Origin of the sequence: Burkholderia sp. NFPP32 (genome assembly GCF_900119325.1) — a bacterium.
GTDB lineage: Bacteria > Pseudomonadota > Gammaproteobacteria > Burkholderiales > Burkholderiaceae > Burkholderia > Burkholderia pyrrocinia_C.
In genome coordinates this window covers 87,186-102,075 of sequence record NZ_FPJP01000009.1, presented here as the reverse complement: position 1 = coordinate 102,075, position 14,890 = coordinate 87,186, and the positions used below count along the sequence as shown (strand labels likewise).

Genomic DNA, 14,890 nt, shown 5'->3' with positions numbered 1-14,890 from the left:
CCGATGCGCCGCAACAGGTCGAGCGACGCGGGCGTGAGCGGCACCGTGCGGGACAGCAGGCGACCCGGCTGCTGTGCCGGGGCGTGCGCTGCGATCCGGTAGACGCCGGCGACCAGGGAAAGGCTTTCGCGCCAGAAGCGCGCGGTTTGCGCATAGCGATGGTCGGTGACCAGCACGTTATTGTCTTGCACAGGAAACTCCTTGAGACGTTTTGTTCACCTGAAACAACCCGAAGCGGCGCGCACGGCGCCCGCTGCTCGAACTCCGGCCGGCCCGCATCACGTCTTCTCCTCGAGCACGTCGTCGGCCGTGACTTCGGGCGCGCGCTTCAGGCGCAGGCCGACCCGGACCCGGGCGCTGGCGGCGGGCGCGTCGCCGGGGAGCGGGATGCGATCGACCGGCGTGGTCGGATCGCGGCGGAAGACGTCGTGGATCGCGAGCAGCCGATCGCGCATCGCGGCGATGGTCGCGGGGCGGAACAGGCGGGTGTTGTAGATGAACTGGATAAGGTGCCTGCCTTCGCTTTCCACGATCTGGAAGGACAGGTCGAACTTGGCCGTGCTGTCCGTCTGCGAGATGTCCGTGATGTGCAGACCGGGCTGCGGCGCGGGTATCGAAACGTAGTTCGCTTGAATGTCGAAGATCGGGAAATGGTTCGCCGGGGTGCGGATCTTCAGGTCTTCCAGCAGCACGTCGAACGGATAGGACGCATGCTCCAGCGCTTGCGTGGAGGCCTTCGCCACACCGTCGATCACCTCGGCGACGGTCGCGGATTTACGCACCGGGACGCGCAGCACGACGGTGTTGAGGTACACCCCGATCTGCGATTCGAGCTGTTCGCTGTCGCGCCCGGCCGACACGCTGCCGATGACGATGTCCTCGCGCCCCGTGTAGCGGTGCATCAGCACGCAGAACGACGCCAGGAGCACTGCATAGAGCGACGTATGGTGAGCGCGGGCCAGCTGCGCGAGCCCTTCCACCTGCGGGGCCGACAGTTCGACTTCGAGCGTCTGCCCGGCATGACCGAGCCGCTCGGGACGCGGGTAGTCCGATGCCAGTTGCAGGCGGGGCAGCGGCGGCGCCAGTTGCTCGAGCCAGTACGCGCGATGCGCGGCGGCGCGCGGACCTGCGAGGCTCGCGTTGTGCCACGCGGCGTAGTCGCGGTACTGGATCGAAAGCGGCGGCAGGTCGCGTCCCGCATAAAGCGCATGCAGGTCGTCGGTCAGCACGCGGATCGACCACGCATCCGATATCGCGTGGTGCATGTTCAGCAGCAGCAGGTGTTGCTCCGGCGAGAGCCGGACCAGCTTGACGCGAAAGAGCGGTCCCGACGCGAGATCGAACGGCTGCTCGCTTTCCGCGCGAATCAGCGCATCGATCGCTTGCGGGCCGGCATCGTCCGCCAGATCCATTTGCTCGACCCGGAATCCGGATGCGTCGCGGGTGAGGATGCGTTGCCGCAGCTCGCCCTCGATCATCGCAAACACGGTGCGCAGGCTCTCGTGGCGATCGACCAGCGCGTCAAACGCGCGAACGAGGCGCGCCGTATCCACCGCGCCGTCCAGCTGCAGCGCGCCTGCCATGTTGTACGTGGACGGATCCGCGCTGCGGCTGGCGAGCCAGATCCGCTTCTGTGCGCGAGACACCGCGTAGGACGGTTGCACGGCAAGCGCCGGGATGATCGCGTCGCCGCCGGCACCGTCGGCGGGCGTGGCAGCCAGCTTCTGCGCGAGCGCGCGCGGCGACGGCGCATGGAAGATGTCGGCGACCGCGACGTTCAGTTTCAGTTCGCGCCGGATCCGGCTGACCATCTGGATCGCCTTGAGGCTTTGGCCGCCATGCTCGAAGAAATCGTCGTCGACGCCGTTCGGCCGGCGGCCGAGCACCTCGGCGAAGATGCGCAGCAGCGCCGCTTCGACAGGCGTCTGCGGTTCGGCCGGCACGCCGTCGGGGACGGACGCGGCATCCGGGAGCGGCAGCGCGGCGCGGTTGATCTTGCCGTTCGGCATGACGGGCAGCGCCGGCAGCAGCATCACGGTGTCGGGCACCATATGCGCCGGCAGCTTTTCGCGCAGTGCGTCGCGCAGGTCTTTGGGCGTCCAGCCGGTACCCGACGCGTAGCCGCACAGGGTCTTTTCCGGGCCCGACGTCTCGCGGGCGACCACGACGGCGTTGGAGATGCCTGCGAGACCGGTCAGCGCGGCTTCGATTTCCCCGAGCTCGATGCGATACCCGCGGATCTTGACCTGGAAGTCGCGGCGGCCGAAGAAGTGGAGATTGCCGTCCGGCCCGAAGCAGCCGATGTCGCCGGTGCGATACAGGCGCGCGCCCGGTTCCGGACTGAACGGATCGTCGCGGAACACCGCCCGGGTGCGTGCTTCGTCGAACAGGTAGCCGCGCCCGACGCCGACGCCCCCGATGCAGATCTCGCCCTTGACGCCGGCCGGGCACGGATTCATGTCGGCATCCACGACGTAGAGGCGCAGGTTCTCGATCGGTCGGCCGATCGGAATCGCCGGCAGATCCGGCGCATGCTCCATGCGGTAATGCGCGACGGAGTCCGACGCTTCGGTCGGCCCATAGGCGTTGATGAGCCGGACCGCCGGATTCAGGCGGAACCAGGCTTGCGCGGCGGCGGGCTGCAGGGTTTCGCCGATCGTCAGCAGCGTTTCGAGGTGCGGGAAGGCCGGCGTCGCGTGCCGTTCGAGCTCGCCGAGAAAGGTCGCCAGATAGGACGGCACGAATTGCATCGCCGTGATGCGGTCGCGGTGCAGGCTGTCGATCAGGCGCGCGGGCTCGAGGATGACGGCATCGGGATAGATCACCGTCGTGCCGCCCGACGCCAGCGCCGCGAAGCACTGCCAGACCGAAATATCGGAGCAGTGCGAAGCGGTCTGGGCGACCGCGCTCTGCGCGCCGAGCCCGACCCTGCGCGCCATCGCGAGCACGTGATTGAGCATGCCGCGATGCTCGACCATCGCGCCCTTCGGTTGGCCGGTCGAACCCGACGTGAAGATCACGTAGGCGAGGTCCGCTGGCCGGCAGCGCGGCGCCGGTGCTCCCGCGTCGTGACGGACGGGCAGGCGGGCGGGATCGACCAGCGGGATCGACGCCAGCGCCGGCGGCGGCTGGCAGTCGGTGCCGACGATGATGGTCGGCCGGGCCAGCGTCAGGATGGTCTCGACCCGCGGGGCCGGATAGGCGGGATCGACCGGAGCATACGCCGCGCCGCACTTCCAGATGGCCAGGATCGTTTCCAGCATCAGCGGCGAGCGCGGCATCCAGACGGCGATCCGGTCGTCCGGCCGGATCGGCGCCGTCTGCAGAAGATGGCCGGCGATCCGGTTGGCGCCCTCGACGAGGTCCCGATAGGTGCGAACTTCCATGCCGCAACGGACCGCAATGCGCTCGGGGTGCGCGGCGGCGACGGCCTCGATCCGTTCGGCCAGCGTCCGGTCGGACGGAATCGGCGCGTGGGTATCGTTCCAGCCCAGCAGGATGGCGTCCCGCTCGGCGGCGGTGAGGAGCGCAACGCCGCGGTTCGGGCGATCTGCCGCGCCCGCCAGGCCGACGAGCAGGGTTTCGACATGGCGCAGCAGGCGGACGATCGTTTCGCGATCGAACCGGCCGTCGTCGTACAGCACCTGCAGCGACAGGCGCTTGCCCGGCGTCACGACCAGCGTCAGCGGGTAATTGTTCGGATCGGACACCTGGAATTCGCCGATCCGCAGGCCGGGCAGCGCATCGGCCAGCGCTTCCTCGACCGGATAGTTCTGGAAGATGAGCAGGCTTTCGAAGAGCGGCACGCCGGGCGGCAGGCCGGCGAATTTCTGGATGTCGGCCAGCGGATAGTGCGCATATTCCTCCTGCTGCGCGAGATCCATCTGCAATTGCGCCAGCCACGCGGACGTCGGGCGCGCGTCGATGCGGACCCGCACCGGCAGCGTGTTGATGAACAGCCCGACCATCTCGTCCGACGCCGGCAGCGACGCGGGGCGACCGGAAACGATCGTGCCGAACACGACGTCCGCTTCGCCGCTATAGCGGCTCAGCAACTGCGCCCACGCGCCCTGCGCGAGCGTGTTGAGGGTGAGGCGATGGGTTTGCGCGAACGCGACGAGCCGTTGCGTGTCGCTTTCGGAGAGCAGCAGCGGCTCTTCCACATAGGCGCCCGGCGCGGCCGTGCCGTCGAGTTCGGGGCGGCCCAGCACGAGCGGCGTCGTCGCCGGGAAATCCGCCAGCTTCGTCTTCCAGAAGCGTTCCGCCGCGGCGGCGTCCTGGCGCGCCAGCCAGCGCACGTAATCGGCGAAGGCGGGCGGCGCATTCCGCTCCGGAGCGCGTTCGGCCGGCAGCGCCTGATAGGCGGCGGCCACTTCGCTCAGGAGCCGGGCGGAACTCCAGCCGTCGAGCAGGAGGTGGTGATGGCTCCAATGGAAGCGCCATGCGTGATCGCCCACGCGGAACAGCGCGAGCCGCATCAGCGGTGCGCGGGTAAAGTCGAAGCCGCGCGCCCGGTCTTGCGCCACGTAGGCTTCCCAACGCTGCCCGGCCTCCACGGCGGACGCCGCGCGCAGATCCTCCTCGTGCCAGGGCAAGTCGATACGGCGATGCACGACCTGCACGGGGCTTTCGATTTCTTCCCAGTGAAACGAGGTTCGCAAGATGTCGTGCCGGTGCGCCACGGTATCCCACGCGCGGCGGAACCGTTCGACGTCGAGCGCCCCGTCGATACGGAAATTCAGGCTGCTGAAATAGGCATCCGACGCGGGTTCGTACAGGCCGTGGAACAGCATGCCCTGCTGGGTCGGCGTCAGCGCGTAGACGTCGGCGATCTCGTCCGGCATGACCGAGGCCGGCGCCTGCGGCAGACCGGTCGCGGGCCGGGTCGATGCGGACTGGACGGCATGGTCGGCGACCAGGGTTTCGAGCGCCGCGATGTAGGCTTGCGCGACGCGCCGGATGGTGTCCGTGTCGTGGCAGGCCCGGCTGAATTCCCACGCGACGTGCAGGCGGTTGCCGGTCACGTAGGCGTTGACGTCGAGCAGGTGCTCGCGCAGCTGGTTCGCATTGCGGCCGTCTCCGCTTGGCTCGGCGGCCTGTTTCCAGTCGCGTGCGGCGGTGAACAGCTGGTCGGTCTGGCCCAGGTAGTTGAACAGCAGTTGCGGCTGCGGAGCCGGGCCGTCGAGCCTGTCCTGAAGCAGACCGTAGGTGATGCCCGCGCTCGGCACCGCGCGCAGTCGCGTCTTGACCGACGCAACCAGGCGAGCCGGATCGTGCGAACCGGCATCGACCGTCAGCACGACCGGGAAGACGGACGTAAACCAGCCCACCGTGCGCGAGATGTCGAGGTCTTCGATCAGTTCCTCGCGACCGTGCGCTTCGAGATCCAGCAGCACGTCGGCGCATCCGCTCCAGTCGCTGACGGCACGCGCGAGCGCGGCAAGCAGCACGTCGTTGATCTGCGCGTCGTAGGCCCGGGGCGCCGCACCCAGCAAGGCCGCGGTGGCGGCTTCACCCAGCTCGACCACGATCGTTGCGGCGGACGACACGGTATTGGCGTCGGCCGACGCGGCGCGATCGAGCGGCAGGCCGGGCAGCGTGGCATGCGCCAACGCCTGCCAATGGGCGAGATCTGCGTCGGCGGCGCCGGAGCCGGCCCAGTTCGAGAAGGCACGCGTCCATGCGGTCCACGTCGCGCTGCCGCCCGCGAATTCGGGCGCCTGGCCGTTGCGCAGGCGGGTATAGGCGTCGTACACGGTTTCGAGCAGTGCGCCCCACGACACGCCGTCGACGACCAGATGATGGGCGACCAGCAGCAGACGAAGCGAACGGCCTTCGTCGAGGCGGAACAGGTCCGCGCGCAAGACCGGGCCGTCCGACAGATTCAGGCTCGCATGCGACTGCGCGACGTGCTGCGCGAGCCGATCGCGCGGAATGTCGAACACGCCGACGGGGACCTCCGGATCGTCGACGACTTCCTGAATCCAGCCGGACTCGCCCGCACGAAAGCGCAGCCGCAGCGCGTCATGCCATTTGATCGCGTGCCGCAGCGCCTGGCGCAGCAACACCGGATCGAAATCCGCCGGCACGTCGAGCAGGACCGCCTGGTTGTACTGGTCCGGGTCGTCCTTGCGCTGCGCGAAGAAACGCTTCTGGATGGGCGTCAGCGGCAGCGGGCCGGACGACGCGACGAACTCCGCCGCGCCGACCGTGCCGCGCGTAGCCACGGCGGCGAGTTCGGCGACCGTCGGATGCTGGAAGATGAGCCGGGTGGTGAGCTTCAGGCCCGCCTTGGCGGCCAGCGACACGATGCGCATGCTGAGAATCGAATCGCCGCCCAGCGCGAAGATGTTGTCGTGGATGCCGGGCGACGGAATGCCCAGCGCTTCTCCCCAGATGCGGCACAGCAGCGTCTCGGTGGGCGTGCGGGGCAGCGTCGGCGCGTGTGCCGCGGCGGACAGCCGCGACCGGTCCAGCGGAGGCAGCGCCTTGCGGTCGATCTTGCCGTTGCCGCTCAGGGGCAGCGCGTCGAGCACCACGTAGATGCCGGGCACCATGTAGTCCGGCAGCGTGGCGGACAACGCGGCGGCAATCTCGCCGTCGCTCAGCGACGCGCCGTCGCGGAACGCGACATACGCGCACAGCGCGGCGCGGCCGGTCTCGTCGCGATAGTCGAGCGCGGCCGCCTGGCGGATTTCCGGAATGGCGGCCAGCGCGTTGTCGATCTCCGCGAGCTCGATGCGGTAGCCGCGGATCTTCAACTGGTGGTCCTTGCGGCCGTGGAGCACGATCGTTCCATCGGGGAGATAGCAGCCGATGTCGCCGGTGCGATACAGGCGGACACCGCGGTCCGGATGGAACGGATCCTCGACGAAAGCCTCCCGCGTAGCGGCTTCGTTGTTCAGATAGCCGCGGCCGACGGCGACGCCGGACACGTAAAGTTCGCCGGGAATCCCGATCGGGCACAGGTTCATCTGCGGGTCGACGACGTAGATGCGCACGTTGCGGATCGGCTTGCCGACCGGTACGTAAGGCGTGGTCGGTGCGCACGTCATGCGGTGCTGCGCGACGTCGTCGGACGCTTCCGCCGGGCCGTACGCGTTCACCATGGGGATGTCCGGGAACACGTCGAACCACTGTTTCACCAGGGCCGGGCTGACCATCTCGCCGGTGACGAGCAGGTGCCGCAGGTGCCGCATCAGCGCCGGCCGTTCCGACGCGCGGTCGAGCACGGCGGACAGATAGGACGGCACCAGTTCGACGATGCTGATCCGGGCGGCTTCCAGGGTCGTGACGAAACTCGCGGGATCGCGAATGCATTCGTCGTCGACGATCACGGTCCTGCCGCCGACGAGCGGCGCCGTGAAAAATTGCCAGACCGAAATATCGAAGCAATGCGGCGCGGTTTGCGCGATCACCGACGACGCCGAGATCGAAAATTCGTCGATCTCGGCGAGCATGTGGTTCAGCATGCCGGCGTGCTCGACCATCGCCCCTTTGGGCTTGCCGGTGGAGCCGGACGTGTAGATCACGTAGGCGAGGCTGTCGGGCGATACGGGGCGGCCGGGATTGGTGTCGTCGACGATATCGGTGGCGGCGTCGAGCGACACGACCGGTGCGAGCGCGGCCAGCTCGGGAGGAAGCAGGCCGTCGCAGGTAATCACGAGGGCGGCGCCGGAATCCTCGAGAATGGTGCGGATGCGGCCCGCCGGATAGTTGGGGTCGATCGGAATATAGGCGGCGCCGCACTTCCACACGGCGAGGATCGCCTCCATCAGGCGCGCCGACCGGTGCATGCAGATCGCGACCAGCGTGTCCGGCCCCAGCTCGGCGGCGGCCAGCAGGCGGTGAGCGGTGCGGTTGGCGCGCGCATTCAGTTCGCCCGCGCTCAGGACGTCATCCCGGTACTCGACCGCGGGCCGCTCGGGGTGGTCCGCGGCGGCCTGTTCCAGGCGATGCACCACGGTGCGCGCGGCGTCGAACGGCACGGCGGTGTCGTTGAAGGTCTCCAGCAACTGCCGGCGTTCGGCCTCGGGCAGGATCGGCAGGCGGCCGAGCAGCCGGTTCGGATCGGCCGCGAAGGCGTCGAGCGTCGCGGCCACGTGGCCCAGCATCCGCTGCATGGTGTCTTCATCGAAGCGCCGCGGGTCGAACGACAGTTCCATCTGCCAGTCGTCGCGCGCCGTCACCACGAATTCGAGCGGAATGTCGGCGCGGTTGTAGAGCAGCACCTCGTCGACCGCCAGCCCGTGCGCGCCGTGCGTCAGCGACGCGTCGAGCGGGTAATTCATGAACGTGATGTTGCTCTCGAACAGCGGCGTCGTCAGCGGCACTTCGCTGCAGCGCTGAATGTCGGGCAACGGGGTGTGCTCGAATTGCGCACGGGCGGCCACGCGCGCCTGGATCATCTTCAGCCACGGCACCAGCGGCTGCCGCGGGTCGACCCGCACCCGCACCGGAACCGTATTGATGAACAGGCCGAGCATGGTTTCGATCCCCGGCAGATTGGCGCCTCGCCCGGACACGACGGCGCCGAACACCACGTCGGTCTCCCCGCTGTAACGCGACAGCACGAGCGCCCAGGCCGCTTGCGCGAGGGTATTGAGGGTGACGTGATGCCGGGCCGCGAATTGCCGCAGGCGTGCGCTCAGGTCGGCCGACAGGTCGGCCCGCACTTGCGCGAGGCCCTGGCCGAAGCGCTCGCCTGCGTCCGCGCGCGCGGACGTGGGCAGCGGGGTCGGCGAGTGGAAACCTTCGAGATAGCGTGTCCAGTACTGCTGCGCGGCTTGCGGCTCGCGCTGCTGCAGCCACTGGATATAGTCGCGATAGGGGCGCACCGCGGGGAGCGCCGGCGGCACGCCGCGCGCGAGCGCGCCATAGACCTGGAAGATCTCCTCGATGACGAGCGACAGGCACCAGCCGTCGGCAAGGATGTGATGGTGGCTCCAGCTGAACAGGTATGCGTCAGCGGCGACGCGCACCAGGCGACAGCGCACGAGCGGCGCGCGATCGAGCGCGAAGCCCTCGGCCAGGTCGTTTTCGAGATGCGCGCGCCACCGCGTGCGCTGTTCGTGTTCCGGCAGGTCGCGCCAGTCGTCCTGCACCCACGGCAGCGTGGCGTGCGCGTGCACGACCTGCATGGGCTTGTCGAATTCCTCCCAATGGAACGACGTGCGCATCACCGGATGCCGATCGATGAGCTGCTGCCATGCGGCATGAAACAGCGCGGGATCGAGGCTGCCGGTGATCCGGCAACCGAGCTGGTTGAAGCTGCTTCTCGTGCCGGGCGAGTGCACGGCATGAAAGAGCATCGCCTCTTGCATCGGGGAGAGCTCGTAGATATCGGCGATGGTGGGGGATGTCACGATTTGATCCTTGAGACAAGGGCGTCCAGCGCTTCCTGGCTGATGCGCGCGGCCGGGAAGTCCGACGGGCTCAGCCCGCGCGGGCCGTCGCCGCTGGCCGCGACGATCGACAGCAGACGGCTGCGGTAGCACTGCGTCAGCTGCTCGATGACGCCGGGCGCGCAGGCCTCGCGGTTGTAGTGCCAGGTCAGGTGCAGACGCCCGTCGAACACCATCCCGTCGATCTCGAACAGATGGCCGCGACGCGCGCGCGGGCTGTGCTCGGGGCTCTGGAAGTCGAGCACCGGTTTCCAGCCGGTGTCGTCGGCCAGCACGCGATCGACCTGGCCGAGATAGTTGAAGCGCACCGGCGCCGGCGGCTGCCGTTCCAGCGCCGCCGCGATGCCGGCGTCGTTGCCGAGGTAGCGGGCGATGCCGTAGCCGAGCCCGCGCATCGGCACCGCGCGCAGCTGCTCCTTGACGTGGCGCAGCGCCTCGACCGCCACGGTGGCGTCGCCGGCGTTCAGGAACACCGGATAGTGCGCGGTGAACCAGCCGATCGTGCGTGACGTATCGACGCCGTCGAAGAGGTCCTCGCGGCCGTGGCCTTCGAGATCGACGACCAGCGACGCGTTGCCGGTCCAGTCGCCGAACGCGAGCAGCAGGGCCGTCAGCAGGACTTCGTTGATCTGGGTATTGAACGCGCGCGGCACGTCCTGCAACAGCGCAAGCGTTTGCTGCGCGTCGAACTCGATGATCGCCGTGCCGGCGTCGGCGACGGTGCCGACCGGCATGTCGTCGAAGCACGCGTGCTCGTCGGCGTGCTCCCGGAGCCAGTAGCCCAGCTCGTCGAGCGCGGTCGCGCCGAGTTCGGACAGACGCGCCGACCAGTCGCGCCAGGCCGTCGTCCTGGCCGGGAGCCGCACCGCTTCGCCCGCTTCGAGCTGGCGACACGCGGTGTACAGGTCTTCGAACAGGATGCGCCACGAGACGCCGTCGATCACCAGATGGTGCGCCACCACGAGCAGGCGCTGCGGCGCGTCGGGACCGAACTGGAACAGGTGGGCGCGCAGCAGCGGCGCCACGGACAACGTGAAGCTTTCCTGCATGCGGGTGGCCGTCGCGAGCATCTCGGCCTGCCGTGCGGCGGGCGCCGCGTCCGCCAGCGACGTGACGCCGAGCGGAATCGCCAGCGGCGGCGCCGCATGCGATTGCTGCCACACGCCGGCGACGCGCTCGAAACTCAGCCGCAGCGCGTCGTGATGCGTCGCGACGGCCGCCAGCGCGCGCTCGATCACGTCCGGCCGCAGCGACGCGGGCACCTCGATCATCGTCGACTGGTTGTAGTGGTGCGGATCGGCCACGTCCTGCGCGAAGAACCAATGCTGGATCGGCGTCAGCGGGGCGGGGCCGACCACCGGCTCCTGCGGAATCCGGATCGACGGCGCCTGCACCGCGACCTGCGCCAGCTCGGCGATGGTCGGATGCGCGAAAAACTGGTCGGCGGTGAATTTGAGGCCGACTTGCTGGGCCAGCGACATCACCTGGATGAGCAGGATCGAGTCGCCGCCCAGTTCGAAGAAATTGTCGTGCACGCCGATCGGCTCGCGGCCCAGTACCTCGGACCAGATCTTGCCCAGGCGCGCTTCGACGTCATTGGTCGGCGCGGCATACGCGGTTTCGCCCGGCACGGGCGCCAGTTCCAGCGCGGCGAGCGCCTTGCGGTCGGGCTTGCCGTTCGGCGTCAGCGGCAGGCGTTCGAGCGTCACGATCGACGCCGGCAGCATGAACTCGGGCAGGCGTTCCTTCAGGTGTTCCCGCAGGCTGGCGACGCTGGCCGTCGCCGTCGCCGTCGCGACGCAGGCCACCAGCTGCTTGTGCTGCGGCGCGTCCTCGCGCACGAACACGATCGCGTCGGCGACGTCGGCGTGCTGCCTGAGCGCCGCTTCGATTTCGCCCATTTCGATGCGATAGCCGCGAATCTTCACTTGTGTGTCGCGGCGCCCGGTGACTTCCAGGTTGCCGTCCGGCAGCCAGACGCCGAGGTCGCCGGTGCGATAAAGGCGCTCGCCCGCGTCGAACGGGTGGTCGACGAAAGCGGCGGCCGTCAAGTCGTCCCGGCCGACATAGCCGCGAGCCAATGCGGTGCCGGACACGCAAATCTCGCCCGTGCAGCCCTCGGGAGCCAGCGCCCCGTGCTCGTCGAGCAGGTACAGGTGCGTATTGTGGATCGGGCGGCCTACCGGCAGACGGGCGCCGTAGGCGGTTGCCGGGTCGACCACGTAGTCCGCGATGCACACGGTTGCCTCGGTGGGGCCGTACGAGTTGTGGCACGTGCGGGTCCGGGCCAGCTCGCGCAGATCCGCCGCGCGGGCGCTGTCGCCGGCGCTGATGACGCGTTTCACGGCGCCGAGCGCGTTCCAGTCGAGCGCGGCGAGATAGGCAGGCGTCGCGTTGACGGTGGTGACGCCCTGCTGCGCGATATATTCGACGAAACGCGGTACGTCCCGGATCACGGCGGGCTTCGCCAGCACCAGGCGCGCGCCCGCGAGCAGCGTGACGAAAATCTCCATGATCGAGCCGTCGAAGCCCGGCGAGTAGAACTGCACGAACCGGTCGGCGGCATCGAAACCGAAGGCGTCCACATGGTACTGCGCCATGTTCAGGAGCCCTGCGTGTTCGAGCACGACGCCCTTGGGCACACCCGTGGAGCCGGACGTGTAGATGATGTACGCCGCATCGTCCGGCCGGACCTCGACCTGCGCTGCCGCCGATGCAGGCGCCAGCGTGTCGAGCTGGAAGTCGAGGGCGAACATCGGGATCGCCCAGAAATCGGCGAGCAACGGCAGGTGTTCCGAGTGCGTCAGCAGCGCCTTGACCTTCGCGTCCTCGATCATGAAGCGCAGCCGCTCCCGCGGAAACTCCGGGTCGAGCGGCAGATACACCGCGCCCGCCTTGAGGGCGCCGAGCATGCCGACGATCCAGCGCTCGGAACGGTCGGCCACCACGCCCACCACGTCGCCGCGTTCGATCGCGTATTCCGCGAGCAGGAAGCTCGCCAGCCGGGACGCCTGGTCGTCCAGTTCGGCATAGGTCAGCGATGCATCGGCGGTCACCACGGCGATGTCGTCCGGCGCGGCCGCGACCCGTTGCGCGAACTGCTCCAGGAAGGTTCCATGTACCGCGACGGGCGCCGCATGCGAACGAAGGCGCGCGCGTTCTTCGTCGTCGAGCAGCGAGACGGTGTCGAGCGGAGCGTCCAGCGTGCCGAAGCCGGCCAGCACGTTGCGCAGGTGTCGCGCGACATGCTGGAGATAATGCAGCGTGAACACCGTCGGCCGGCCCGTCAGCACGATCTCGTAGCGCTCGCGATGGCGGATCTCGATCGACAGGTCGTAGTCGGCCGACGCCCAGGCTTCGTGCAGACCGTCGAAGCGCACGCCGACGTTGGTCGTGCGCCGCTCGCCATGCAGCTTGTGCGCGAGGGCGGCGACCGGAAAATCCTGATACGAATAGCTGCGCCGCACCCTGTCGCGCACCTGGTTCAGATACGCGCGAACCGTGGGGCCGGGCTCGATGGCGTCGAGCAGCGGGACGTGATCGGCGAGGCCGCTCGCGGGTTCGACGATCAGGCGCGGCGACTCCACGAACAGGCCGGCCGCGCCGTTGTAGCGCTCCAGCACACGGAACAGCGCCGCCAGCAGCACGACGAACGCGCCCAGCTCGTTGCCGGCGGCGAGCTTCTCCAGCACCTGCGCGGCGTCGCGGTCGAGCGCGAACGTCAGTTCCGGCGCGGGGCCGAGCGGCAGCGCATACGCCTGCCATGCCTGCTGAAGACGGAAGTCTTCGTCGATGCGACCGAGCGTATCGCTCCAGAACGCCATGTGTTCCTGGTATTGCCCGCTGGTCGAGAGCGCGTTGAAATTCAGTTCTGACAAAGCACGATCTCCCTCGTCGCGTACAGGATTTCGGAAGCGATGCCCTTGGCCTTGCAGTGCGCGACGAACTGGGTGGACTGGATATGGCTGGGCGAGTTTTCGTCGAAGGTGTTGTCGAGGAGGTGGTTCAGCCACGGCTCCTGACCCATCGCATAGACGTACGCCGCGTTGAACGCGAAGTCGTCCACCAGCGCGGCGGCCTCGCCGAACTGGCAGCCCCGCGCCCGCCGCGACTGATCGATGTCGCGCGGCAGCGCGTTGGGAAACAGCGGGCCATAGACCCAGGACGGCGGCGCGCCCTCGGTTTCCATCCCGACGAACAGCGTGTCCGGCTTGCCGGCGAGGCGGAAGACATGCTCGTAAAGGGCGGGGTCCAGGTTGCACGAATCGGCGATGCACAGCACCGAGCGCGTGCCGAAGCGGATCATGAAGCTCTGCTTGCTCTGGATCGCCAGGTCGTTGTGTTCGCCCAGGAACGGAATGGCGGTGATGGCCCCGTCGGGCACCTTGATTTCCTGAGCATCCCGAACTTCCCGCACGTCGTCGAAGCCGAGCTTGCGCAACGCCAGTTCCAGTGACGGATCTTGCGGAAAGCCGTCGAGATTCCTGCCGACCACCACGGTCTTGACCTTGTGGCGAAGCTGCAGCAGCGTTTCGAGGACGATGTGATCGTGATGGCTGTGCGTGATCAGCACGTAGTCGATCTGGTCCGGCAGGTCGGCGAAGGTATAGCGCGGCAGCGCGGTGTCGTAGCCGTAGCTGATCACCGGATCGATCAGGATGCTCACGCCCCGGCTCTGGACCAGCAGGCACGCGTGGCCGTAGTAGCGGATGCGGATGTCGTCGCCGTCGAACGAACGATCCGGTTTCGGTTCCGGCGCCTCCTCGACGAAGAACGAGCGGAACAGCGGCTCGTCCTTCTCCTCCACGCGCATCAGGTCGACGATTTTCGCGTAGCTGCCGGGCGTGTCGCGCATGCGGAACAGCGCATCGAGCGCGCGATCGTCGAAGGCCATGTTGCTGAACAGCGTGCGCTCGTCGCTGAGCCGGGGCGTGCTGAGAATGAATGGCCGGGGCGTGTTCTCCTCGATCGCCGACAGCGCGATGCTCTGCGCATCGCGCGCATAGAGCGGGCTCGCGTACAGCAGGCTTTCGAACACCCGGAAGGACGGGTTGTGGTTCAGGTCGTAATAGATCTCGACATAGCCTTTCAACACCTCCGGAATCTGGGGGTAGAGCGGGTCCGATGCCATTCCCTTCGCCTGTTCCAGCAGCAGCGTGGAGAACGCCTTGTAGGCCTTCGCCAGCTCCAGTTGCCGGGTCGCGCGCCGGGTGGTCTGCTCGATCAGCGCGCGGATTTCGTCGACGCGCTTGCCGCCCAGGTCGAGGAACGGGCCGCCGCGCATCGCCGGATCCTTGCAGGCCGCCGCATGCATCATCGGCGATGCGGCATAGGACTTCATCAGCGGCAGGAACCGCTCGGCCACGTTGAGGGCGGCGGTCAACGGCGGAAGCGTGTGAAACCACGCGTACCAGCCGTTGATCAGCGGTTCGAACTGGATGTTTTGTCGCAGGTAGACCTGCGTGTTGGACGAAATGGTCAACGAA

3 protein-coding genes are annotated in these 14,890 nt (G+C 68.2%); all 3 read right to left on the bottom strand.

The genetic code is table 11. The features are described 5' to 3' along the window. Nucleotides 1-278 precede the first annotated feature (278 nt). The 3 genes from BT264_RS18705 to BT264_RS18695 are packed head-to-tail and all read right to left on the bottom strand — an operon-like array spanning nucleotide 279 to nucleotide 14,886. Entirely contained in the window at nucleotides 279-9,365 is a 9,087-nt protein-coding gene (locus tag BT264_RS18705) for a non-ribosomal peptide synthetase (RefSeq protein ID WP_072439719.1), read from the bottom strand. Beyond that, nucleotides 9,362-13,282 (bottom strand): non-ribosomal peptide synthetase, encoded by a 3,921-nt coding sequence (locus BT264_RS18700; protein WP_072439721.1) that lies wholly within the window; start codon nucleotides 13,280-13,282, stop codon nucleotides 9,362-9,364. The genes BT264_RS18705 and BT264_RS18700 overlap by 4 nt, the downstream gene beginning before the upstream one ends. Further along, nucleotides 13,270-14,886, bottom strand: a complete 1,617-nt coding sequence (locus tag BT264_RS18695; protein WP_072439723.1) for an MBL fold metallo-hydrolase — start codon at nucleotides 14,884-14,886, stop codon at nucleotides 13,270-13,272. Before BT264_RS18695 ends, BT264_RS18700 begins: the two co-directional genes overlap by 13 nt. Between the last annotated feature and the right edge of the window lie 4 nt (nucleotides 14,887-14,890).